Origin of the sequence: Streptomyces sp. NPDC002602, assembly GCF_042889445.1 — a bacterium.
Classification (GTDB): domain Bacteria; phylum Actinomycetota; class Actinomycetes; order Streptomycetales; family Streptomycetaceae; genus Streptomyces.
Genome location: NZ_JBIAQX010000018.1, coordinates 1 through 20,146, shown reverse-complemented (window position 1 = coordinate 20,146; position 20,146 = coordinate 1). Strand labels below are relative to the sequence as shown.

At 66.9% G+C, this 20,146-nt stretch carries 21 protein-coding genes and 6 pseudogenes; 14 read left to right on the top strand and 13 right to left on the bottom strand.

Annotated elements, in window-relative coordinates; all coding sequences use genetic code 11:
- Positions 1–3 precede the first annotated feature (3 nt).
- Positions 4–219, bottom strand: a pseudogene (locus tag ACFYW3_RS32550) (hypothetical protein); the annotation flags it as partial.
- Positions 220–394: 175 nt separating this feature from the next.
- Between ACFYW3_RS32550 and ACFYW3_RS32545 the strand changes: the two are divergent.
- From ACFYW3_RS32545 to ACFYW3_RS32495, 11 genes and pseudogenes are all read left to right on the top strand, one after another.
- Positions 395–907 carry a MarR family winged helix-turn-helix transcriptional regulator gene (locus tag ACFYW3_RS32545; protein WP_389388139.1) on the top strand — a complete coding sequence of 171 codons (513 nt, stop codon included), beginning with the start codon at positions 395–397 and terminating at the stop codon, positions 905–907.
- A gap of 186 nt (positions 908–1,093) precedes the next feature.
- Complete coding sequence (locus ACFYW3_RS32540; protein ID WP_389388138.1) at positions 1,094–1,264, top strand: hypothetical protein; 171 nt, start codon at positions 1,094–1,096, stop codon at positions 1,262–1,264.
- A gap of 146 nt (positions 1,265–1,410) precedes the next feature.
- Positions 1,411–1,740 carry a hypothetical protein gene (locus ACFYW3_RS32535; RefSeq protein ID WP_389388137.1) on the top strand — a complete coding sequence of 110 codons (330 nt, stop codon included), beginning with the start codon at positions 1,411–1,413 and terminating at the stop codon, positions 1,738–1,740.
- Positions 1,737–2,069 (top strand): hypothetical protein, encoded by a 333-nt coding sequence (locus ACFYW3_RS32530; RefSeq protein WP_389388136.1) that lies wholly within the window; start codon positions 1,737–1,739, stop codon positions 2,067–2,069. The genes ACFYW3_RS32535 and ACFYW3_RS32530 overlap by 4 nt, the downstream gene beginning before the upstream one ends.
- Positions 2,066–2,866, top strand: a pseudogene (istB, locus tag ACFYW3_RS32525) (IS21-like element helper ATPase IstB). Before ACFYW3_RS32530 ends, istB begins: the two are co-directional and overlap by 4 nt.
- 63 nt (positions 2,867–2,929) lie before the next feature.
- Positions 2,930–3,706: a class I SAM-dependent methyltransferase gene (locus ACFYW3_RS32520; RefSeq protein WP_389388135.1), complete on the top strand. Its 777-nt coding sequence runs from the start codon at positions 2,930–2,932 to the stop codon at positions 3,704–3,706.
- A 98-nt stretch (positions 3,707–3,804) separates the two neighbouring features.
- A complete protein-coding gene (locus ACFYW3_RS32515) occupies positions 3,805–4,314 on the top strand; it encodes an SUKH-4 family immunity protein (RefSeq protein WP_389388134.1) in 510 nt (169 codons plus the stop codon).
- A 235-nt stretch (positions 4,315–4,549) separates the two neighbouring features.
- Positions 4,550–4,720: pseudogene (locus ACFYW3_RS32510) on the top strand (DUF6192 family protein); the annotation flags it as partial.
- Between the two features lie 3 nt (positions 4,721–4,723).
- A pseudogene (locus ACFYW3_RS32505) lies at positions 4,724–5,148 on the top strand (RacP protein).
- A gap of 56 nt (positions 5,149–5,204) precedes the next feature.
- Positions 5,205–6,059, top strand: a complete 855-nt coding sequence (locus ACFYW3_RS32500) for an IS5 family transposase (RefSeq protein ID WP_389388133.1) — start codon at positions 5,205–5,207, stop codon at positions 6,057–6,059.
- A gap of 225 nt (positions 6,060–6,284) precedes the next feature.
- Positions 6,285–6,849, top strand: a pseudogene (locus ACFYW3_RS32495) (DinB family protein).
- A 651-nt stretch (positions 6,850–7,500) separates the two neighbouring features.
- On the opposite strand, the gene ACFYW3_RS32490 reads toward ACFYW3_RS32495, so the two are convergent.
- The 5 genes from ACFYW3_RS32490 to ACFYW3_RS32470 all read right to left on the bottom strand — a co-directional run bounded on the left by ACFYW3_RS32490 (position 7,501) and on the right by ACFYW3_RS32470 (position 11,032).
- Positions 7,501–7,980 carry a DUF402 domain-containing protein gene (locus ACFYW3_RS32490; RefSeq protein WP_389388132.1) on the bottom strand — a complete coding sequence of 160 codons (480 nt, stop codon included), beginning with the start codon at positions 7,978–7,980 and terminating at the stop codon, positions 7,501–7,503.
- Between the two features lie 269 nt (positions 7,981–8,249).
- A complete protein-coding gene (locus ACFYW3_RS32485; RefSeq protein WP_389388131.1) occupies positions 8,250–8,885 on the bottom strand; it encodes a GNAT family N-acetyltransferase in 636 nt (211 codons plus the stop codon).
- 317 nt (positions 8,886–9,202) lie between these two features.
- Positions 9,203–9,682, bottom strand: coding sequence for a hypothetical protein (locus ACFYW3_RS32480; RefSeq protein WP_389388130.1), 480 nt, complete (start codon positions 9,680–9,682; stop codon positions 9,203–9,205).
- A 697-nt stretch (positions 9,683–10,379) separates the two neighbouring features.
- Entirely contained in the window at positions 10,380–10,697 is a 318-nt protein-coding gene (locus ACFYW3_RS32475) for a hypothetical protein (RefSeq protein ID WP_389388129.1), read from the bottom strand.
- 2 nt (positions 10,698–10,699) lie between these two features.
- A complete protein-coding gene (locus ACFYW3_RS32470; protein WP_389388128.1) occupies positions 10,700–11,032 on the bottom strand; it encodes a hypothetical protein in 333 nt (110 codons plus the stop codon).
- Positions 11,033–11,541: 509 nt separating this feature from the next.
- Between ACFYW3_RS32470 and ACFYW3_RS32465 the strand changes: the two genes are divergently transcribed.
- Positions 11,542–11,664: a hypothetical protein gene (locus tag ACFYW3_RS32465; protein ID WP_351757348.1), complete on the top strand. Its 123-nt coding sequence runs from the start codon at positions 11,542–11,544 to the stop codon at positions 11,662–11,664.
- A 37-nt stretch (positions 11,665–11,701) separates the two neighbouring features.
- On the opposite strand, the gene ACFYW3_RS32460 is transcribed toward ACFYW3_RS32465, so the two are convergent.
- From ACFYW3_RS32460 to ACFYW3_RS32445, 4 genes are all read right to left on the bottom strand, one after another.
- Positions 11,702–13,000, bottom strand: coding sequence for an aldo/keto reductase (locus tag ACFYW3_RS32460; protein ID WP_389388127.1), 1,299 nt, complete (start codon positions 12,998–13,000; stop codon positions 11,702–11,704).
- A 13-nt stretch (positions 13,001–13,013) separates the two neighbouring features.
- Complete coding sequence (locus ACFYW3_RS32455; RefSeq protein WP_389388126.1) at positions 13,014–14,198, bottom strand: hypothetical protein; 1,185 nt, start codon at positions 14,196–14,198, stop codon at positions 13,014–13,016.
- 95 nt (positions 14,199–14,293) lie between these two features.
- A complete protein-coding gene (locus tag ACFYW3_RS32450) occupies positions 14,294–14,533 on the bottom strand; it encodes a hypothetical protein (protein ID WP_351757356.1) in 240 nt (79 codons plus the stop codon).
- A gap of 152 nt (positions 14,534–14,685) precedes the next feature.
- On the bottom strand, positions 14,686–15,216 hold the full coding sequence (locus ACFYW3_RS32445; RefSeq protein WP_389388125.1) for a hypothetical protein: 531 nt from the start codon (positions 15,214–15,216) through the stop codon (positions 14,686–14,688).
- Positions 15,217–15,584: 368 nt separating this feature from the next.
- Between ACFYW3_RS32445 and ACFYW3_RS32440 the strand changes: the two are divergent.
- Positions 15,585–16,747 (top strand): annotated as a pseudogene (locus tag ACFYW3_RS32440) (IS630 family transposase).
- 566 nt (positions 16,748–17,313) lie between these two features.
- Here the strand turns inward: ACFYW3_RS32440 and ACFYW3_RS32435 are convergent.
- The 3 genes from ACFYW3_RS32435 to ACFYW3_RS32425 form a co-directional block, all read right to left on the bottom strand.
- Positions 17,314–18,138: an alpha/beta fold hydrolase gene (locus tag ACFYW3_RS32435; RefSeq protein WP_389388124.1), complete on the bottom strand. Its 825-nt coding sequence runs from the start codon at positions 18,136–18,138 to the stop codon at positions 17,314–17,316.
- A 75-nt stretch (positions 18,139–18,213) separates the two neighbouring features.
- Entirely contained in the window at positions 18,214–18,504 is a 291-nt protein-coding gene (locus ACFYW3_RS32430) for a DUF4287 domain-containing protein (protein WP_351757362.1), read from the bottom strand.
- Between the two features lie 45 nt (positions 18,505–18,549).
- Entirely contained in the window at positions 18,550–19,098 is a 549-nt protein-coding gene (locus tag ACFYW3_RS32425; protein ID WP_389388123.1) for a dihydrofolate reductase family protein, read from the bottom strand.
- Positions 19,099–19,217: 119 nt separating this feature from the next.
- Between ACFYW3_RS32425 and ACFYW3_RS32420 the strand changes: the two genes are divergently transcribed.
- Entirely contained in the window at positions 19,218–19,844 is a 627-nt protein-coding gene (locus ACFYW3_RS32420) for a TetR/AcrR family transcriptional regulator (protein ID WP_351757368.1), read from the top strand.
- Positions 19,845–20,146: the final 302 nt, after the last annotated feature.

Below are 20,146 nucleotides of genomic sequence, written 5' to 3'. Positions count from 1 at the left end.
GAGCAGCGACCCGCCGACCAGCACGGCGTACGTCTGGTGCGGCAGCGAGCCCAGGTTGGGGTCGTCGTGACCGTGGCCGTACACCCGGCCTCTCAACAGCTGTTCGTCATCGGCGTTCATCCGGCCAGCCTTCCAGCCGCCACCGACGTCGCGGGCCTGGCGCGCCGGCCGCCGATGCGAAGAAACCTCTCCCCCACGGCTATCGCGTGGGTAAGACACCTCATGCAGTTAAGCCGTCAAGTCGTGGGGGTAGGCCGTCTCCTTCGGTGCTTGCCGCAGGTTCGCCCCTGGGTGTCGGCGTACGACTCAATCTGCCCGGTCGCGTACGAGTGAACGTGCTCAGGCTGCTCTGAACCTATGGCCACATAGACACAGAAGATGTCATGATGACATCATGAGTGTCGATGAGTGTACGAGGGATGAGCCCTCGTTGGGGCCTCTGCTGTACGAAGTGATCCGCAGCCTGTGGCCGCTGCACCGCACGGTCGTGCGTGCCGTGGAGCGGGAACTGATGCACACGGGGATGACAGCTGGTCAGCATGCGGTGATGGACGAACTGTGCAGGGGCGGCCCTCGAACGGTTCCTCAACTGGCCCGCGTGCTGGGCCTGGACCGGCAGCCGGTCCAGCGTCTGGTGAACGATGCGACAGCTCTGGGGCTGGCTGAGAGCGCCCCGAACCCGGAGCACCGGCGCTCGCGCCTGATCCGGCTCACCCCGAAAGGGGAAGCCATCATCAGGGGCATCCAGGAATCCGAGGAAACCGAACTGCGGCGCCGGCTGTCCGATCTGACCGCCGGGGACGTCACGACGGCTCTGCACGTGCTCCGTCGCCTCGGCGAGGAGTTCAAGGACCTTGCACAGGATGCCCCGCCGTACCCCACGGATCGAGGAGACGACCCACGATGACGCATGCGCGGACACACGCGGTCACAGCCACCACCGTACCCGTCGAGGCGGGCGAACTCTTTTGCGAGTCGGCCGGCGAAGGACCCCCCGTCGTACTGCTCCACGGCGGCATGCCCCTACGGGAAGATCCGCTACGACAACTTGCGGGCGGCGGTCGCCCAGGTCCTGGGTCGGACCAGGCGCCGGGTGGAATCCGAGCGGTGGACCGCGTTCCGCTCGCACTATTCGATCACCAGTTTCTACTGCCACCCAGGCATCGAGGGCGCCCACGAGAAGGGCGGGGTCGAGGGACAGATCGGGTGGTTCCGTCGTAATCACCTGGCCCCCATCCCGCAGGTGGCCACCCTCGCGGACTGAATCTGCTGGTCGAGCAGTGGGACCGTCAGGACAACGACCGCCGGATCCGGCTCCGCCCGAAGACCATCGGGGAGTACTTCCAGGCCGAGCACCCGCTGCTGGTCCCACTGCCCGACGAGGTCTTCGAGACCGGGTTCGTCTCTTCAGTGCGGGTGGACCGCTACGGGCAGGTCTCCGTGCGAACCAACCACTACTCGGTGCCGGTGCGCCTGATCGGCCAGATGCTACGGATCGTGCTGCACGCCTCCGAACTGGTGGTCTACGACGGCCCCAAGGTGGTGGCCAGACATGAGCGGCTGATCGCCAAGGGCGGATCACGCCTCGACCTGGACCACTACCTGGAGGCCCTGGTCCGCAAGCCCGGCGCCACGCCCTGGAACAGGCCCGCTCGGCCGGCAAGTTCACCCCGGTCCAAGACACGTGGTGGCAGGCCGCCTGCAAAGCCCACGGCGACCCGGAAGGCGCCCGGGCCTTGATCTCGGTCCTGCTGCTGCACCGGCACATGGCCCACGAGGACGTGGTCGCCGGGATCGCGGCCGCACTCAAGGCCGGCGCACTGACCGCGGACGCCGTCGCACTGGAGGCCCGCAAAGCCGCCGACACCGACACGGCCGCGCCCACCCCGCCCCAGGAGCGGACTACGCGTCCGGTGGCGGGCGGGGCGACGGTGACTTCGCTGACCGCGCGCCGGCTGGCCGCGCTGCCGCCCGACCCCAGGCCGCTGCCGTCAGTGGCCGCCTACGACGAACTGCTGCGGCTGCGCCGCCGGCACGCCGGACCATCCGCCAAACAGGGGGAATCATGACCGCAAGACGCAACCGGGGACTTACCGAGGAAGCCGCGGACGCGGCCGTGGACCAGGCATGCCGGATGCTCCGACTGCCCACCATCCGGGCCCAGTCCCCAGAGCTCGCTTCTGCCGCCGCACAGGACCAGATGACCCACCGCGGGTTTCTGGCCGAGCTGCTGATGTCGGAATGTGACGACCGGGCCCGGCGCCGCTCCGAGCGACGTATCAAGGCGGCCGGGTTCCCGCGGGATAAGTCGCTGAGGTCGTTTGATTTCGATGCGAATCCGGCCATCGACCCGGCCGCGATCCACACCCTGGCCTCCTGCAGCTGGGTCAAGAGGAGCATGCCGCTCTGCCTGATCGGCGACTCCGGGACCGGGGAATGACGCTTGCTGATCGCTCTCGGCACCGAGGCCGCGATGCACGGGTACCGGGTCAAATACGTCCTCGCGACGAAACTCGTCAACGAACTCGTCGAAGCCGCTGATGAGAAACTCCTCGCCAAGACCATCGCCCGCTACGGCCGCGTCGACCTTCTCTGTATTGACGAGCTCGGCTATATGGAACTGGACCGGCGCGGTGCCGAACTCCTCTTCCAGGTATTGACCGAGCGTGAGGAGAAGAGCTCTGTGGCGATAGCCCCCAAAGAATCCTTTGGAGGCTGGACGAAAACCTTCACCGACCCCAGGCTCTGCGCCGCCATCGTCGACCGCCTCACCTTCGGCGGCAACATCATCGAGACCGGTACCGACTCCTACCGCCTCGCCATCACCAAGGCCCGCGCCGAAGCGGCCGCGGCGGTCACGAGCTGACGTCTGTACTGGTCACAAGGCTAGGCCCTTTCCGGCGGATCATGTAACTACTAGGCTGCGACGATGGAACGCTTAACCGACGTGCCCGAGAGTCTTGCCCAGCCTGCAGATCGGGCCCAGGCGAATGACTACGACAGCTTCGCCGAGGCCTACTCGGCGGAGAACGAGATCAACCTGGTGAACGCCTACTACGAGCGGCCCGGGATGCTGGCCCTTGCTGGAGATGTGGCTGGTCGCCGGATCCTGGACGCCGGCTGCGGCTCAGGCTCTTTGTCCGCTGCACTGCGCGAGCGCGGTGCGGTCGTCACCGGCATCGACGCCAGCGCCGGGATGCTGGCGTTGGCCAGGCGGCGACTGGGTGACGACGTGGCCCTGCACGTGGTCGACCTGAGCGACCGTCTGCCGTTCGCCGACGGTGCGTTCGACGACGTGGTCGCGTCGCTGGTGCTGCACTACCTGGAGGACTGGGTTCCGACGCTGGCCGAGTTGCGGCGAGTACTCAGGCCCGGAGGCAGGCTGATCGCGTCGGTGGACCACCCTTTCGTGGCCTACGCGTTCCAGGATCCTCGGCCCGACTATTTCGCGACCACCAGCTATACCTTCGACTGGACGTTCAACGGGCAGTCCGTCCCGATGAGGTTCTGGCGCAGGCCGTTGCACGCGATGATCGATGCCTTCACCACCGCCGGCTTCCGCCTATGCGCCATCAGCGAGCCGCAGCCCGACCCGGCCGCCCGTGAGCTGTTCCCCGACGACTTCCATGACCTTTCGACCAAACCCAACTTCTTGTTCTTCGTCGTCGAGGTACCGCCGTCGGCTACCGGCTCGAACGACTATTGAACTGCATTGGGTGATGTCGGGACCGCCGCCCGGCATGAGTCGCCCGTCTCGCGGGCCTATGGTGTTGCCCGGGCGGTCCATCGGGAGAAGATCTTCCCGTGAGCCAGCCCCTGCCGCAGTTGCCGAAGCCCGAGTTCGTCTTGATTCACATCGAGGCCCCACCCGAGGTGCCCGCCCAGATTGCTGTCGTTCTCGGTGGGACTGGCGTCCCAGGCGACTTGATCGGATACGAGTACCGGCCGCTGAGTGAGCCAGTGTTCCTCGGGGGGATCGGTGAGCGGGGGCTGGTCGCCATCGCGACGAATGGTCTGTTCGGACGCATCGCCGTCGACGTGGCCACCGGTCACGTGGTGCAGATTCCCAAGATCGATTCAGTGATGACCAGTCACGTGAACAGCGATCTTGGCTCCTTCAACCGATGCGTCGCGGCCGTGATCGCACGCTTCCCGTTCTACGCGGAGGGCGACGAGGACAGGTACGAGGAGGTTGCGGAAGAGCTTCGCGATCTCATTTCCGCCATCGACGAGACCGCTCTCGTGCGCAACGGGTTCTGGGAGACGTTCTGCGACGACGTGGCGATCGGGGACTATACGGACCGGGATGGGTGATCCAGCAGCGATCCCCGACTTCGGTCCGCCGTCCAGGCTCGGGCCGGTGGCAGCGATGCAGCCGTCGACGAGGGGCATCGCTCCACTGAAGCGGCCGCTGCCCGGAACCGCCGAATCATCGGTCTCTCACGCGTCCGAAGTGGAGTCACTTCTCACATTCCGATCTTGTCCCTGAGGCCCCTGAGCGGAGTCAAAACTGAGCGACCACTGGAGTCAGTTGTCACTGACACAGCCAGGTCGCGTCGTCCCTGGCCTGCGCGACCGCCAGCTCGGCGACGGCGAACGTGCCATCGTCCACGAGAACGTCGCCCGGGTTCGGGCGACCCTGGACTGGATCGAGACCGCGGTGGACACCGGCAAGGTGAACATCGACGGCGAGCTGGCCCGCCTGCTGGAAGGTGAGTAGGCGATGCCCCGCGCTTCCGAGCGCAGGTCACCCGCCGCCCAGCGACACGCCGACACCTTCCGGTTCGTGCTCTTCGAGGCCCGGCCAGCCGGTCTGACCTTCCCCCAACTGGTCAGATCCAGTGAGTTGTCGTCTCACCAGACCCGCTCGGGCTTGGCCTGCCTGCGGGACATCATCACCGAACACGGCTGGCCGCCGCTGATCTGGACGAGGCCGGATGGCTACAGGTTCTGCGCCGATCCCACCGAACTCCAGGCATACGAGGTCGCGGTCATCCGAGGAAGCCCACCGAGATCCGCCGGTTCATCACCGCAACCGTCGCCCCGCACGCCGCTCTCCAGCCCAAGGGCAGGATCCGACACCTCAACACCCAGCTCAGCTCGGTCGAGTCCACGCTCGACGTGATCGCCGACTTCACCGACGCCTGACCGGCGGAGCCAGCCGCTTCGCGGCTGGCTCCGCCCCGATTCTCGGGGAGGGAACGTTGCCACGCAGACGCTGCTACCCCTCCGACATCTGGGACGACGAATGGGCCCTGATCGAACCGCTGTTGCCGATCGCCGCCTGCGAGACCCCGGTCGGAGGCCGCCCGGAGAAGCGCCCCCGCAGAGAGATCGTCGACGCCATCCGCTACATCGTCGACACCGGATGCAAATGGCGGGCACTGCCCCAAGACTTTCCGCCCTGGCGCACGTGTTACGGCTTCATGGCCCGCTGGGCTGCCGCCGGTGTCATCGGACAGATCCGTGACCAGCTCCGCAAGCGGATCCGCCGCGAGATGGGCCGGGCTCCCGGAGCGGTCGCCACCGTCATCGACTCCCAGTCGATCAAGGCCGCCGACACCGTCGGCAAGGATTCCCGCGGCTACGACGCCGGCAAGAAAATCAACGGCCGCAAACGGCACCTGGTCGTCGACACCAAAGGCCTGCCACTGTTCGTCATGGTTACCCCGGCCGACATGACCGACCGCAACGCGGCCAAGGAAGTGCTGTTTCGGATGCGGCTGATGCACCCCGAAATCACCATCGTCTGGGCCGATTCCGCATACGCCGGACAACTCGTGACCTGGGCGAAGACCTATCTCAACCTGACGATCAAGACCGTCAGCCGCCCGAAGAACGTTCCCGGGTTCGTCGTTCTGCCCGGGCGTTGGGTCGTCGAGCGTTCACACGCCTGGATCATGCACGCCCGCAGGCATGCGCGGGACTTCGAACGCCTCATACAGCACTCGGAATCGCTCATTACCTGGGCCGCGATCACCTTGATGACCAGGCGCATCACCCGCCGAAGCTCTCGCAGGAGCGGACAGCCGACCTCCCGCGAGGCCCACCGCGACTGATCCGATCGGCACTGACGGTCAGCAGTGCCACGGAGAAGTCACCGGGACCTCAAGTCAGCCCAATTCTCGCACCACCACGACGACTTCATCAGCGCAACCGGCAACATCGAGACCGGTGTTCTGTTGCCCAGAAATCCCAGGTCGCGCTGCCGGACGGCATAGCCGGAGTCTTCCTGCGTCCACCAGGCCGGCACGCTCTGTTCGACGGGTCTGTAGTGTGCGGCAATGACAAGAGGCGAGCGGCTCGCGGAGCAGTTGGATTGGTACTGGCGCAAGAACCTGCGGCCACGGCTGGACGGTCTTACCGACGAGGAGTACTTCTGGGAGCCGGTGCGCGGCTGCTGGAGCATCCGCCCACGTGTCACGTCGGCCGCACCGATGTCGGCGGGTTCAGGGGGGGTGGACGATGGACTTCGCGTCCCCTGCCCCGGAGCCGGCGCCGGTGACCACGATTGCCTGGCGGCTGGCGCACGTCATCGTCTCGTGCCTGGCCTATCGGGTCGAGTGGTACTTCGACGGCCAGGACTTCGACGCCGAGGTGTTCGCCTACGCGGGGACCGCTGACGAGGCGCTAAAACAGCTCGATGAGATGTACGGGAGATGGAACGCGGGGGTCCGCGAACTCTCGGACGCCGACCTAGACAATCCGCCCGCGATGGGTCCCGAGCCGTTTCCCATGGAGAACAGGGTCCTGCACGTCAACAGGGAGCTGATCCATCACGGCGCCGAAATTTCCCTGCTGCGCGACCTCTACCGCTGGCAGGACGGAGCCGCACCGCACCGAATATGAGCCGGGTGCGGTGCCAAGCAGCAGTCGACCAGCCGCCCCCGCCACCCAGACCCCGTCGTTCGAACTCTGAGCTGGGCAAACGCCCAGACGCCGCAGATGGTCATGTCATGCTCAGCTCAGAAGCAGGCACTAACCTTGTCGTTTAACGTCCGGCCTACACATGCTCAGTACAAGTCGTCGAGTTGGTGTACGAGGTTCCGAAGCTCGCGAGCTCGGCGGCGGGACATGCCATGTATCACGGCGTCCAAGAACTCTCGGGCTTCGAGTGGACTTCCGCAGCCTTGCCAACGACCGCAGCAGTCCTGCACCCACTCGGTGTAGAGCCTGTGGTGCGGGCTGTGAACGAACTCTCGCCAGAGTCTGAGTGCGTCGGCCGTGCCGCCTAGCCAGAGGAATTTCCGGCACGTCTCGAGTCTGGCGATTTCGGCGTGAGCCGGTGAGGACAGGCCGGCAATGGGGGTGCGTGGGGTGAGCTGGTGCCGCTGCTGCTGCTTGGCGCGGACACGCCCAGGCCGTCTACGCGGCATAGGCCTTTCTACGGAACGTCATATGGTGATCCTGCCAGAGACGACGGCGTCGTGGCACCTCAGTTCGGGGTCAGGCCCATGCGCCGCGACTGTGTCGCTCGGCCCGTTGGCGCTCTGACCTGTTTCAGCTGACTCTCCGGGGTTTGGTGCCTGTCTTGTGGTGGGTGGGTCGTCGGTAGGGCTGGCCGGTGACGAGGTCGACGGTCAGGTCGAAGGTGTCGAACCCGGTCTCGGTGCGATGGGTGGGGTGCTCGAAATTGACGTACCAATTCCGCAGCCCGGCCGCGGTGAAGAAGGCGTTGATGCTGAACCACGCCGCCGGCGGCTTCCACAGCAGCAGCTCCGTCTCCTGCCACACCCCGGGTACGAGCTCCCACTCACCCGTCGCCATCGCGTCGAACGCCTCGGTGCGCACCGACCGGTCGCCGTCGACGCGGGCTTTGGCGTACAGGGCCGGCCACCGCGTCTGGGCGCCGGGCGCGCAGGCGGTCACCAGCGCCTCACCGGTGTCGGCGACAACGCGTAGCGCCTGCTCGCTCCACACCCGCCCGGAGCGGTGCACATCGCGCCGCACCACCGTCGCCCCCGCCTCGAAGGTCTCCACCGCCTGCCTCCCTCGTACGGGCCCGGCCGGAACATCCGGCAGGACGGGCACCACCCTGAGCGCACTCGGCCGGTGCGGGCAAGCCGCCGTTCGCGGCGGCTTGCCCAGGCTCCCCCTGGGCTTGCCCAGCCGCTCGGGCTTGCCCCGCAGGCGGAGGACGCTACCCCGCTGGTGTGGGCTTGCCCTGAGAACCTTTGTGCCTGCCCATCCCTTGGCTGGTCATCCGGAACGCCGTGACCGGTCCGTCACGCCAGGGAAGGCGAGCAGGGTTAGATCGCGCGCGAGAACATCTGCTCGCCGGGAAGCGGGGAGGCGCCGACATCGCGGTGCCTGGAACTGCCGGGAAGGATGACCGGCTGCCCCGGGGCATGGATGGTGAACCCGTGGCGCCGGTAGAACCTGGCCAGGTCGTCGTCTCCGGCGGTGAACTGCCCGTAGGCGAAGAACGCGCGGTGCTCACGGTGGGTTGCCAGGGCCTTGATGAGGAGAGCTGAGGCGATCCCCTGACGGCGGTGGTCGTCTGCAACGGCCAGGGCGCGGATCTTGACATAGGCCATAGCAGTGGCCCCCAGGGTTACGGGGTCTGCTCCGTCGCGCTCCATTCCGCCAAGGACGGACAGGGGCGGAATACTGGAGGAGGCGCCCACGATGCGTGCGGTGGGCGTGTGTTCGGCGACCAGGAATACAAACCGCCCGGTTCCGAACCGGCTCATGAACGGGCCGCCTTCGTCGATGAGTTCCCGCATGGCCTCGCGGTCGTCGAAGTCGCCGTGCCCTTCCATGGCAAGAGCGGCGAGGTCGGTGAATGCCTTGCCCTCTCCGGGGCGGGTCTCCCTGATCTGGATGTTGTCGGGGAGCTCGTCGAGGCGGCGGCGTCGGGGTTTGCCAGGCTTGTGTCGTCCCACGGGCGTCCTCTCGGGTTGTGGCAGACGGCTGTGACCGCGCCGAGCCGATCACCAGGGCGCCCGGTGGTCAGCGGGAGGCCCAGTTACCAGTAGGCCGAACGCCGTACTTTGATGCGGGTCAATGCGGTCATCACGCCGCCAGAGGCGCGGATGATGGCGCATTTCTTTCGTCTCCAGGCAACTCTCAGCCCTCCAGCATCCCGCCGAACCCGGGGGTCGAGGCCAGGACTTACGCCGATGTCCTGCGCACAGGACGCAAAGGGCCGCAGGTACCGGCCCCTGGGCAAGCCGCCCTCGCGGGTGGCTTGCCCAGTCGTTCAGGCTTGCCCGGCTGCCGGCTCCCACAGCGGGCGGGCACGCCCGGTGCCGTCGCAGTGGGAACACCGGCCACCCCCGGGCGTGCTGCAGACGCCGATGGTGCCGACGGCGTGGCGCAGGAGCCGGGTGAGGCCGTCGACGTGAGCCGGGTGCAGGGCGAGTTCGTGGCGCTTGCCGACCAGGACCTCCAGTGCGACCCCGGGCCCTGCGTAGCCCAGTTCGGTGGTGACGCCGTGGGTGACCGTGCGGATGAGGTCGTGGAGGTGGCCCATCGTCTCCATGCCGGACAGCTCCACCCGTGCGGTGAAGAGGAGGTCGTCCGGGTTGGTGAGGGACAGCAGCGCCTCCGGTCGCTCGAACGGGACGAGGCGGCAGACCGGGTCGTGGTGGGACGCGTGAAGGTGCGCCAGGGCAAGCCACATGTCGCCCGCGTCGCTCTGCCCGAGCACGGCCGGGTTCTCCTGCTTGTTTCGTCTCATGACTCCGGTGTACGGCCAGCACGAGGACGCCGGCCGGGTCCGGGCCGTCGCGTCCCAGACGGTGACGCCACGACCTCGGGAGCCATCCCGCCCTGCGGCCCGCACGGTGGGCAAGCCCCTCGTGCGGTGGGGCTTGCCCACCGAGACCCGTGACCGGCCCGTCTCCGGCAATCGGTCAAACGGCACGTCAGCGCCGTGACCGGCCCGTGCAACTGCCGACCGAGCCGGTGACCGGTCATCGGTCACCGTCATCGGTCATCCACGGCCTCGCCGGGCAGCGCCGGGCGGACCGTGACCGACGCCGCTCTGCCGGCGAGCCCCGGCCGGGGTGGGCAAGCCCGGTTCGGGGTGGCTTGCCCAGGCTCCCCTTGGGCTTGCCCAGCACCGTTCAGCGGCCGGCGGGCTCGGGGTAGCGGGCGCGGCGCCGGTCCGGGTCGTCGACCCCTTGACCGCTGTCTGACCGCCTCACCCGGACGGCGTCTATGCCCCAACAACGCCTTGACCAGGCCGATTCATCCGTGACCGGCACCACCTTCCCACCACGGGTTGCCGGGTCCGGTGTGACGACGCAGCCCAGTTGGCAAAGGGACTGCTCTGCAGCCCCTGGTCAAAGCGTTGTCACGCTTCGCTGGCGGGGGGGGGCTCCCGCATGCACTTCTCCACGGTGCCGCGCAGATACGCGAAGTGGCTGCGGCCCCTACGGATGCAGGGCTGTACGCACAGTTGCGGCTAAGCCGTCGACGGCATTCCAGAACGCGATGATGGAGTGATCGAGTTCGTCCGCCACAGCAGAAGTGTGGAGGGCGTCGTCCAGGAGCTTGAACGTGCTGGTTGACGTGCTTTGCACCTGCGCGGCAGCGGCCCATACCGCGTCGGGTCCTTCGAGCCTGACGGTGTGCAGGGCCGGCAGGAACTGACGGTCGGCGGCCGCTGTCTGCGCCTGGTGGAGTGCGGCACGTGAGCTTCCACGGCCGGTGACCCAGCTAGCGAGGATCGCGGTTGCCCCTGTGATCACAGCTATCCACAGCGTGTTGTCCGGGCCGTCAGCGCGTCCGGTCCGATGATCGGCAGGGGCCGGGCCGCCGACAGGCTGTTGGTCTCGCGGTACTTCTCGCTCAGCAGGGAGCACGAGGGGCAGAATCCGCCGCACGTCGTGGCGGTGGTGAACTCCTTCGGGACGGCGCCGTGCAAGCCGCGCAGGCCGCCGCCGTCCGGGATGCGTCGCAGGTAGGAGTCATCGTTCGCGCGCTCGATAATGGTGCGCAGTCCGCCGGTGAAGATGTTCCCGAAGCCGAGGGCCTCGGGGACGTCGAAGGAGGCGCACGCGTAGATGCGGCCGTCCTCCTTCACCAGGCCCGAGGTCAGGATGTGCCGCTCGACCGCCCCCGCGATGTGCGGGTCAACCCGGGAACGGAGCGCGGTCTGGCGGTGATAGCCCCCGGCGGCGTGCGGCGGACGTCCGTGTGTTTCGCCGCGTACTTCCCCAGGAACGGGCACCTCGCCGCGGCCGGCGATGAAGCCAATAGATTCGGCTCCGAAGGGGAAGTGGGTCAGTTGCCCGGCGAGGTGAGTGTCGGTGACGGGTCCCAGACGATGAGCTCACCGTCCAGGGCCAGGCCGTGCGGGCGGCGAACAGCGCCTCCAGGCGGGTAGGGATGAATGGCAGCGAGGTGTCCGGGGTCGACCTGGCGTGCGGGTGGCTCTGCGGGCCGCGATGGAGGCGGCGCGCAAGAACGGCAGCGGCTGACGAGCAGCGTGCTCGCCGGCTACCGCCGCCAGGGAGGACACGGCGTCGTTCAGTTCACGGGCCCGACGTCGCGGACGATGCGCCGGCCCCGATCGTCGCCGTCCACGCGCTGATGCCGCTGATCAAGGCGCTGCCCGGGCGGGGCATCGACATCTCCAAGCTCACCACGAACGGCGTGTGGGGCGCCCGGCGCCGCTGTGAGCGGACCTTCGACAAGCTGGAGAAGGCGGGTTGAGGCGGCGTACGCCGGTTGAAGGTTCCGATGGCGTGGGTCAGCTCATCCTGAGGACCGGACTGAGCTCGTCGACGTATGCGGCGTCGCGCATCCCCACAAGGACGTGCTGAAATCCCTGTGTGAGCGGAAATCGGCAGGCTTGCAGGGCCAGATCCTCGTCCGATGAGATCAGCCCTTCCACGGCGAGGCGGGCCCGTACGTCCGCGGAGTCATGCCACATGCGATGGCGGGCCTGCGACCTGCAGGCGGCATGCAGGCGTCGAACGGCGTTTGCCATGTCTCCGGGCACGTTCCCCTCACACAGGGCGACGACGAACGGCGACACCTGTCTTTCGAAGATCTGGTCGACCAATTCGGGGTGATGGATCTTGTCCCAGCTGTCCCGGAAGAACCTCATCAGCGGAAAGTCGTAGACCGCGTGGTCTGCATTCGACTGCTCCAGCTTCGTGGCGATGAGGAGCCTGAACGACTCGAACGCTCCGATGTCCCCCTCTGTCCCGCCGAGTGGTTCACCACTGCCGGTGAGTCTGACCGGCGCTCCGTTCGAAAAGGCGTTGAGGGGCCTGTTGGCCATCAGCGTTAGTCCGGCGGTTCGGCCGAGGTCGACAACACTGGTCGATGCAGGCGGCATAACCGCCGCAGTGTCACGCTCGAGAAGGTTGCAGGGGGTTTGAAGGATTCGGAACGCGTTGCTACCGGACGTGGCTGTCGCAATGGACAGAACGCGAGGAAGCGAGACTTCCGGACTCTCGTCCTCACCAGCGTGTGCAACAACGGAGTTCGAGCTCAGTCCGTAGCACTGGATGACGCCGCGCGCGACGCACTCCTCCAGGAACTCAAAGGCTGCACCGATCTGGCGGTAGACATCGTCCGCGGATGTGTCCACCCTCGCGTTCTCCGGGTTGTGGAGAAGGAGGGCACCGATCCGATCCACTCCCATGCGGGACAACGACAGACGCAGGCTCGCCCGGAGTACGTCCACATGCAACGAGTAGTAACTCTCGGTACTCCGCGGCGACAGGAGGCGTTCTGGGACCCCGAGGGCGGACAGTTCGCGTCTGAGTGCCGGAGCGACGTAACCCGCCTTGGTGACGGTGAAGACCGGCCCGGACCACTCCCTGAGCACGTGACCCACCAAGGTCTCCGACTGGCCGTCCATGTAGTTGCCAGCCGTGTCGATCAAGGTACAACCGACGTCGAGCGCATGCTTCATGGCTGCCGCGTGTGCCGACCGGGTGGCCGACACCCGATAGCAACCGAATCCGAGCGGGCCGGCGTCGTCCAGTGGCAGGACGGCGCCGTGTGCTGGCTCCTCGCGAAGGTTGACCTGAGACACGGGCATCATTGGGCTACCCCCGGGCGCCGATGGGATTGAGCTGAGAGAATCGCTCGTACGAGAAGTTGTAGCCTTGGCCCGCCAGGTCCACTGTGCCCAGCCGCGACGCATGCCGGATCGTCAAGTCCGTCCAGATGACGCGCAGTTGGGCCATCAACTCTCGGCCGTCAGCCGCAAAAACTCCGAGTTCGGACAGGAGTCTAAGGTCCGAGGTGAAGCGGGCGAAGATGAAATTGAATCGCCCGAGCAGCTCGTGCTGACGGCAGGCGTCCTCGAACACACGCCGCTCGAGACAGAGCGCCAGACAATGAGACATGAGGGCCTCTGTGAAGATCCCATGCAGCGCCACGTACAGGCTCCGGCGGTCACGGACCTCTCCCGTCAGCTCACCCACGGTCGTGCCGGACGGAACCCGGAAGTACGCTTCCTGATCCAGCGTGGCAGCCGCGAAGGCGACATGGCCTCCTTGGTGGGCCAGATCCTCGATGAAGAACGCTTCACTACGCCCCAGCCCGATGTTGCAGAAAACTGTCCCCTGAGCCCTGGTAGTGGCGAAGGAGTTGGATGCGGCGGACTCGAACAGAACCACTCGCCGGAGCACCGACGTCAGGATCCCATGAAGCTCCGGCCACACATTTCCGATGATGTCGAGGCTGTTCTGGACAATCACGGCGCAGAGCTCGGACGAAGCAGCGATGGTCTCGACGGCTTTCTCGTCCGATGCGTCGAAGAGCGCGGCCACGAGGGGTGATCCATGGCTCATTACCTCGATGTCACCGTTCACGAGGCGGCAGGGCCGGTACGGACGCCTTTCCACACCCGAGTCCTGCACCTGGTACCAGGCGGCTCCCTGCTTCCCGGGGACGCAGCGCAATTGCACCGCAGAACCGGTCGCCTCGACATACCCGGCCCCGGGCAGGTGGACCACACCCGTGCGATCGGCTACGGCGGGGATCCGGTCGGGCCGCCGCGAGGCCGGAAGATGGCCGGCGATGATCTGGTCCAACGACGCGCGCCGTGGCCCGTCCGGTAGGGAGAAGTACGTGAACAGGAAGGGCTCGAGCACGTACGTCTGATCACGGTGCTCGAACTGCGACACCACGTCGGGCCGGAACCGTCGCAGCAGCTCCCCCATAATGCCGGCGAACTCCTGCTGCCCAGCCTTGATCCTCGACTCAAGCTGCATGAGCATGTCCACCTGGCACCGATCCTTGAGAGCGTTCCGATTTGGGTGCTGGGCTCGGAGCCGCGGTCGTCACCGGGCGGCGGCGACCGCGGCTCCGGACACTGCTACTAGCGAGCGAACTGCGGCGAGAGGACCCTCACCTGATTCTCAGACGTGTGGGCCAGCTGGGCGTCCAGCTTCTGGAACACCGGCACCAGCTCCTCGATCCACACTCCGGTCTCCGCGAAGATGTGCGTGTGACAGCAAGCGAAGGAGCCGCCATTGAACTTCCCCACCAGTTCCTGGATCTCGGGGCTTTCCTTACGGTCCAGAAATTGTTGGATCGTCAGCTTCTGCGAATCTGCCATGGGAATACCTCCTGGTGTGTCCGGCTGCTCTCTGCAGCCAGTTCAGCGCGTGGAACCCGACGCCGACCGGAAGGGGCTGATTTCTCCGGCCAGATCGCCAACGTGTCCGCCGTCCGAACGGCCGCCGGGTGGCGACCAAGGGGTTTCGCCCGTCAGTGGTCCCTCGCAAGCATTTCGTCGTCTCGGCAACAGCCGGCGTACCCCTGCGACACATATTCATGCCCCCGGAGCAGCGTCTGGCTACAATTGGGGCATTCCGCAACGATGGAAGGGTTGATGCGCAGCAGCGCGGAATTCTTGAGTGAAAAGATGCGGCTCACGGTTTCTCTGCCGTGCTCACGGATGCCTTGCTGTAGGAACTCGAAGGCTCCATACAAATGACCGCATTCGCACGTCACACGGTTGGAATAGAAGGATCCGATGTCCTCCAGCCCGAGTTCCGAGCGGATCTTCCCGCGCTCGTCGTCGGTCACGAGCTGGAGTCCTCTCTCCTTCACCCGCTCGGGGGTCCAGTACCACGACCTGATCGCCTCAGCCTGGTCGGGAGTGACGTAGAGCGTTGCCGACCTGCCATCCCTGATCATCTGCTTGATCAGGCCGACCACCGTGCTGTTGTCGGCCGAGATCACTGCCTTCCCAGTCGCTGCGACCGCTTCGACAGCGGAAAGAACGGAACCCTCCACAGGTGACCTCCTGGCGCAAATGGGCGCTCGTCGAACTCGGGATCGGGCGATGGACTACATGTCCTGTGATAACGCACAGTCCAACGCCACACCCCGCCAACGCGCTGCCGTTGACTACTGTGGGTGACATGGGCTGCGCCGGGTGGTCCCTTCGTCTGATCATGACCGAAGGCCCGGCACACTCCTGAGGTGCTGGACGAAGGGAGGGACGGGTCGTGTGGGCACGACCTGCGAATCTTCGTGTCGAGGACGAAGACGTCGACACACAGCAGCGCACTCGCAGGTCAGGTGGCGTTCCTCCAAACTTCCAGGCGAGTGGAAGCTAGTGCTGTGACCGCATAGGTTCACCGGTTCTGGGTGGTGGTTGGATGGGGTGGTTGGGTCTGAGTCGCTGTATAGGGAGGCGTTTGGGGGGGGCGTCGGTGCGGGTCCGGAGGTTGTCGGATCAGGAGGGGCAGAAGCTGCAGCGGATCGTGCGGCGGGGCAGTACGAGCACGGTGCGCTATCGGCGGGCGATGATGCTCCTCGCGTCGGCGGGCGGGAACACCGTTCCGGTCATCGCCCGGCTCGTCCAGGCGGACGATGACACCGTCCGTGACGTGATCCACCGGTTCAACGAGATCGGGCCCGCATGCCTGGACCCTCGCTGGGCGGGAGGCCGTCCCCGCCTGCTGAACTCTGACGACGAGGACTTCGTCGCCCAGACGGCCACCACCCGCCCGAAGAGACTGGGCAAGCCCTTCACCCGCTGGTCGCTCCGGAAACTCGCCGACCACCTCCGCCACGAAGCCTCCCGCCCGATACGCATCGGGCGGGAGGCCTTACGCAGACTCCTGGCCCGCCGCGGCATCACCTTCCAGCGCACGAAGAGCTGGAAGGAATCAAGCGATCCGGACTTCGAGGCCAAACTCGATCGGATCGAGTACGCGATCAACGAACGGCCCGACTGCACCTTCGCCTTCGACGAGTTCGGCCCCCTCGGTATCCGTCCGACCGCCGGCTCCTGCTGGGCGAACACGGGCCGGCCCGACCGGTTGCCGGCCACCTACCACCGCCACCAGGGTGTCACCTATTTCCACGGCTGCTACTCGGTCGGTGACGACACCCTGTGGGGCGTCAACCGACGCCGCAAGGGAATCGCCCCCACCTGGGCCGCATTGCGAACGATCCGAGCGGCCCGTCCGGACGGGGCACCGATCTACGTGATCCTCGACAACCTCTCCGCTCACAAGAACTGGCGGATCCGCCGGTGGGCGACGAACAACAAGGTCGAGCTGTGCTTCACCCCGACCAACGCGTCCTGGGCCAACCCCATCGAAGCCCACTTCGGACCATTACGACAGTTCACCCTCGCCAACTCGAACCACCCCAACCACATCGTCCAGACCGTGAACTGCACAAATACCTCCGCTGGCGCAACCAGAACGCACGCCACCCCGACGTCCTCGCCGCCCAACGACGCGAACGCGCCCGCATCCGAAGCGAGAAGGAAATCCGCTGGGGCGGCAGACCACTCAGCACCACGGCGTGACACACCCAGAACCGGTGAACCCATGCGGTCACAGCACTAGGTCCTCTGGCTCCGCGAACCCACTGGATGATCATTTGCCAGACAGGGCCTGGCGCACTGCCCTCCGTTATCGCCAGCGCCCTCGCACATCCGCGCGTTTCCAGCGTCCTGGTGACCCGGCGCGGCCTCACCCCGCTTCACCGAGCTGAAGCCTTCAGCAGCCGCGAGGCGAAGCAGACGGGCTTCAACGTGCTGATCGCGAAACGGACTCGCCCTCGCCTTCCACCACGCCATCGCCGGGGAGCAGGACAAGGCCCGCGCGGTCATCGACAGGCTGAACGCGCTCGCGCGAACCGGCGACTACACCTACTACGCCGACATCGCCCGCTACGTGGCCGGCCTACCTCTGCCCGCGCCGTCTTCCACGATCTGGTGTGACGAACCGGATTCCGTGCGTTCCCGCTGGCACCAGGTCGTCCAGGACCGTCGAACGAGGCTCGGCACAGCCCATTAGGCCGGCAGACAGGCGGCCTGGCAGGCAGGAGCGCCGCGCTGCTGATACGTGGACGCGTTCCAAGGTGTCGGGGTCAAGCCTGCCCGCGAACAGGCTGGTCGGCGACCTGTTCAAGGAATTCTTGAAGCATCTGCCGCAGGATCTCGGGGTGTTCCAGGTGTACGTCGTGCCCCGCTCTGGGGACGCTCACGGCCACCGTCCCGGGTCGCTGTTGGAGCATGGCTTGCGTCTCGTGCGCGGGGATGATGCCGGATTGCCCCAGGATGACCAGCGTCGGGCAGGTGATGGTTGTCCAGTCGTCCCAGAAGGAACGCCGGGCATTCTCCGTCAGCGCTTCGACCATCACGTGACGGTCGAAGCGCGGCCACCAGCCGCCGGGGCGCTCTTCCAGTCCGGCCGCCCAGGCCTCGCCGACAGCACCGCCGCCGAAGAACTCGACGGCGACCTGGCGCGAGGGGAACGGCGTCGGCCACGCGTCGAGCGCTGCGTCGATCTCGGCCTGCACGTTCGGGTTGGAGCCGCCTGGTCCCGCTTCGATGAGGACGAGCGCGCGCAGCAGGTCGGGGTGGGCGGCGGCGGTGAGCATGGCGGTGTGGCCGCCCAGCGACTGCCCCACCAGGGCCGGCCGACGCAGGTCGAGTTGTCCGATGACAGCGACGACGTCGGCCACGTACGCAGCGCGGGAGACATCGCCCGGTCGGCGCTCGCTCGCGCCGTGGCCGCGCTGGTCGACGGTGACGACCCGGTAGCGGCGGCTCAGGTTCCGGGCGAGGGTGTCCCATTCGCCTGCGTGGCCGGCCAGTCCGTGCAGGAGGACGACCGGGGGGCCTGATCCGCCCCAGTCGCGGCAGGAGATGCGGACGCCCTCGCGTACCACGGTGCGGTCGGTCCAGGTCATGCCGGGTTCTCCAGGAGGTGGGCGCGGTCTGTGAGGTGGGGTGCTTCAGGCGCTTGTCGGGACAGGCGCCCCGCTTCAGGAGGGGCGCGTCGCCTTGCCGTCGAGCCAGAGAGTGTCGGAGTCGTCGCGGTGCGAGCCGGTCGTGCCGACGTGTTTCGCGTCGATGCGGGGGCCGTGCTTGATGACGTGGACCAGCGCCATGCCGTGGCCGCGTCCCAGGTCGTATTCCTCCTTGAGCCACGTGAGGATCGTTCCCGCCTTGGTGGACGGGGCGTCGAAGCCGCGCTCCTGTGCCAGTGCGATGAAGGCGCGGGGGGTCAGGCCGGTCTTGGTCTCGATGGTGTCCAGGTAGGCCTGGAACGACATGGGGTCCTTCTCTCCGATGGTTGATGGCTGGGGCCCGTGGGCAGGTCAGGCGGGCTGGTAGGTCAGGTCCAGCACGCCGGTGGAGAAAGTGGCCGAGGCGGTGAGCCGCAGGGGGGTCCGGCCGGTGCCGTCCGGGAACAGACGCTTGCCGGTGCCCAGCACGATCGGGTTCACCAGGAGCCGCAGTTCGTCGAGGAGGCCGGCTTCCAGGAGGGTTCGGGTCAAGGAGATGCTGCCGGAGACGTTGATGTTCCCGCCCGGCTGCTGCTTGAGATTCTTGAGGAAGGTGATGACGTCGCCGTCGATGACGGTGGTGTTGTTCCAGCGGGCCTCGTCCAGGGTGGTCGAGGCGACCAGCTTGCGGATGCCGTTGAGCGCGTCCGCCATCGGGCCGGTCCGCTCCGGCCAGGCCGCGGCGAACGCCTCGTAGGTCAGGCGCCCCATCAGCAGCGTGTCCGCTCCGGCCTGCATCTGGGCGAGGGCCGCGCCCATCTCCTCGTCCAGGTAAGGAAAGTGCCACTGTTCCGGCGCTTCCGCCACGCCGTCCAGCGACACGAACAGCCCCGCCACGATCTTGCGTCCTGCGGTCGTCATGACCGATCCCCCCGTTGGTGATGGCGCCAGGCTCGCCCTGGCGTTGGTACTGGACCGTACAGTACTCAAACGAGTACTGAGCAGTCCAGTACTCTTCGAGGAGCATCAAGGAGGCTGGCATGCAAGCACCCGAGGACGGCCGCTCGGCCCGCAAGCGCAAGGCGATCATGGAGGCGGCCACCGAGCTGTTCCTGCGTAAGGGATACCCGGGCACCAGCATGGACGAGATCGCCGCGACGGCCGCGGTGTCCAAGCAGACCGTGTACAAGCAGTTCACGGACAAGGAGACGCTGTTCGGTGCCATCATCACCAACGCCAGCAGCAGGGTCGGCCTGTTCGTCGAGGTCATCGACGCCTTGCGCGACACCGATGACCTCCGCGGGGACCTGACCGGGCTCGCCCGGCGCTACATCACCACCGTCATCCAGCCCGGAGGGCTGCAACTGCGCAGGCTGCTCATCGCGGAGGCCGACCGCTTCCCCGAGGTGGCCGCCGACTACTACCGGCGCGCGCCCGAGCGGACCATCGCCGCCCTGGCGGCCTGCTTCGAACACCTCTCGGCACGCGGGCTGCTGAAGTTGGACGATCCGGTGCTCGCCGCCCGTCACTTCGCCTGGCTCATTCTGGCCATCCCCATGGACCGCGCCATGTTCTTCGCCCGCGACGACATCCAGCCCCCGGCCGAACTCGAACGGCTGGCCGACGAGGGCGTTCGTGTGTTCCTCGCCGCGTATGCAGATCGATAGGCGGTCAAGCCGCGCACGTCTCACGGGGGCGGTGCCGGGGAACCCGCCGCCTATGCCTGCGGATCGCCGCCCCCTGGCCCTGGACTGACTGCCGCGTTCAGCCGCCTGATCGCACTTCCCCGACTGGCCCCTGACCCTCGGCATTCTCAGCGTCCGAGACGGGGGGCCACCTCAGCTCAGCCAAATCCGAGCGAAACAGGGAGACTAAGGGCTGTCCCGTAAGTGCTGGTCATGGGAGATGCCGCTATGTTGCTTGGGCTGGCTGCCCTGCGGGGCTCCCTGGACGGCCGTGTTGTCAGCGG

What these genes read in the sequence shown, in the direction of transcription:
- ACFYW3_RS32435 (WP_389388124.1), bottom strand. Translation starts at nt 18,138, where the DNA reads ATGACCTGGACCGACCGCACCGTGGTACGCGAGGGCGTCCGCATCTCC.
- ACFYW3_RS32425 (WP_389388123.1), bottom strand. Translation starts at nt 19,098, where the DNA reads ATGACGACCGCAGGACGCAAGATCGTGGCGGGGCTGTTCGTGTCGCTG.
- ACFYW3_RS32480 (WP_389388130.1), bottom strand. Translation starts at nt 9,682, where the DNA reads ATGAGACGAAACAAGCAGGAGAACCCGGCCGTGCTCGGGCAGAGCGAC.
- ACFYW3_RS32465 (WP_351757348.1), top strand. Translation starts at nt 11,542, where the DNA reads ATGCCGCTGATCAAGGCGCTGCCCGGGCGGGGCATCGACATCTCCAAG.
- ACFYW3_RS32450 (WP_351757356.1), bottom strand. Translation starts at nt 14,533, where the DNA reads ATGGCAGATTCGCAGAAGCTGACGATCCAACAATTTCTGGACCGTAAG.
- ACFYW3_RS32420 (WP_351757368.1), top strand. Translation starts at nt 19,218, where the DNA reads ATGCAAGCACCCGAGGACGGCCGCTCGGCCCGCAAGCGCAAGGCGATC.
- ACFYW3_RS32520 (WP_389388135.1), top strand. Translation starts at nt 2,930, where the DNA reads ATGGAACGCTTAACCGACGTGCCCGAGAGTCTTGCCCAGCCTGCAGAT.
- ACFYW3_RS32430 (WP_351757362.1), bottom strand. Translation starts at nt 18,504, where the DNA reads ATGTCGTTCCAGGCCTACCTGGACACCATCGAGACCAAGACCGGCCTG.
- ACFYW3_RS32545 (WP_389388139.1), top strand. Translation starts at nt 395, where the DNA reads ATGAGTGTCGATGAGTGTACGAGGGATGAGCCCTCGTTGGGGCCTCTG.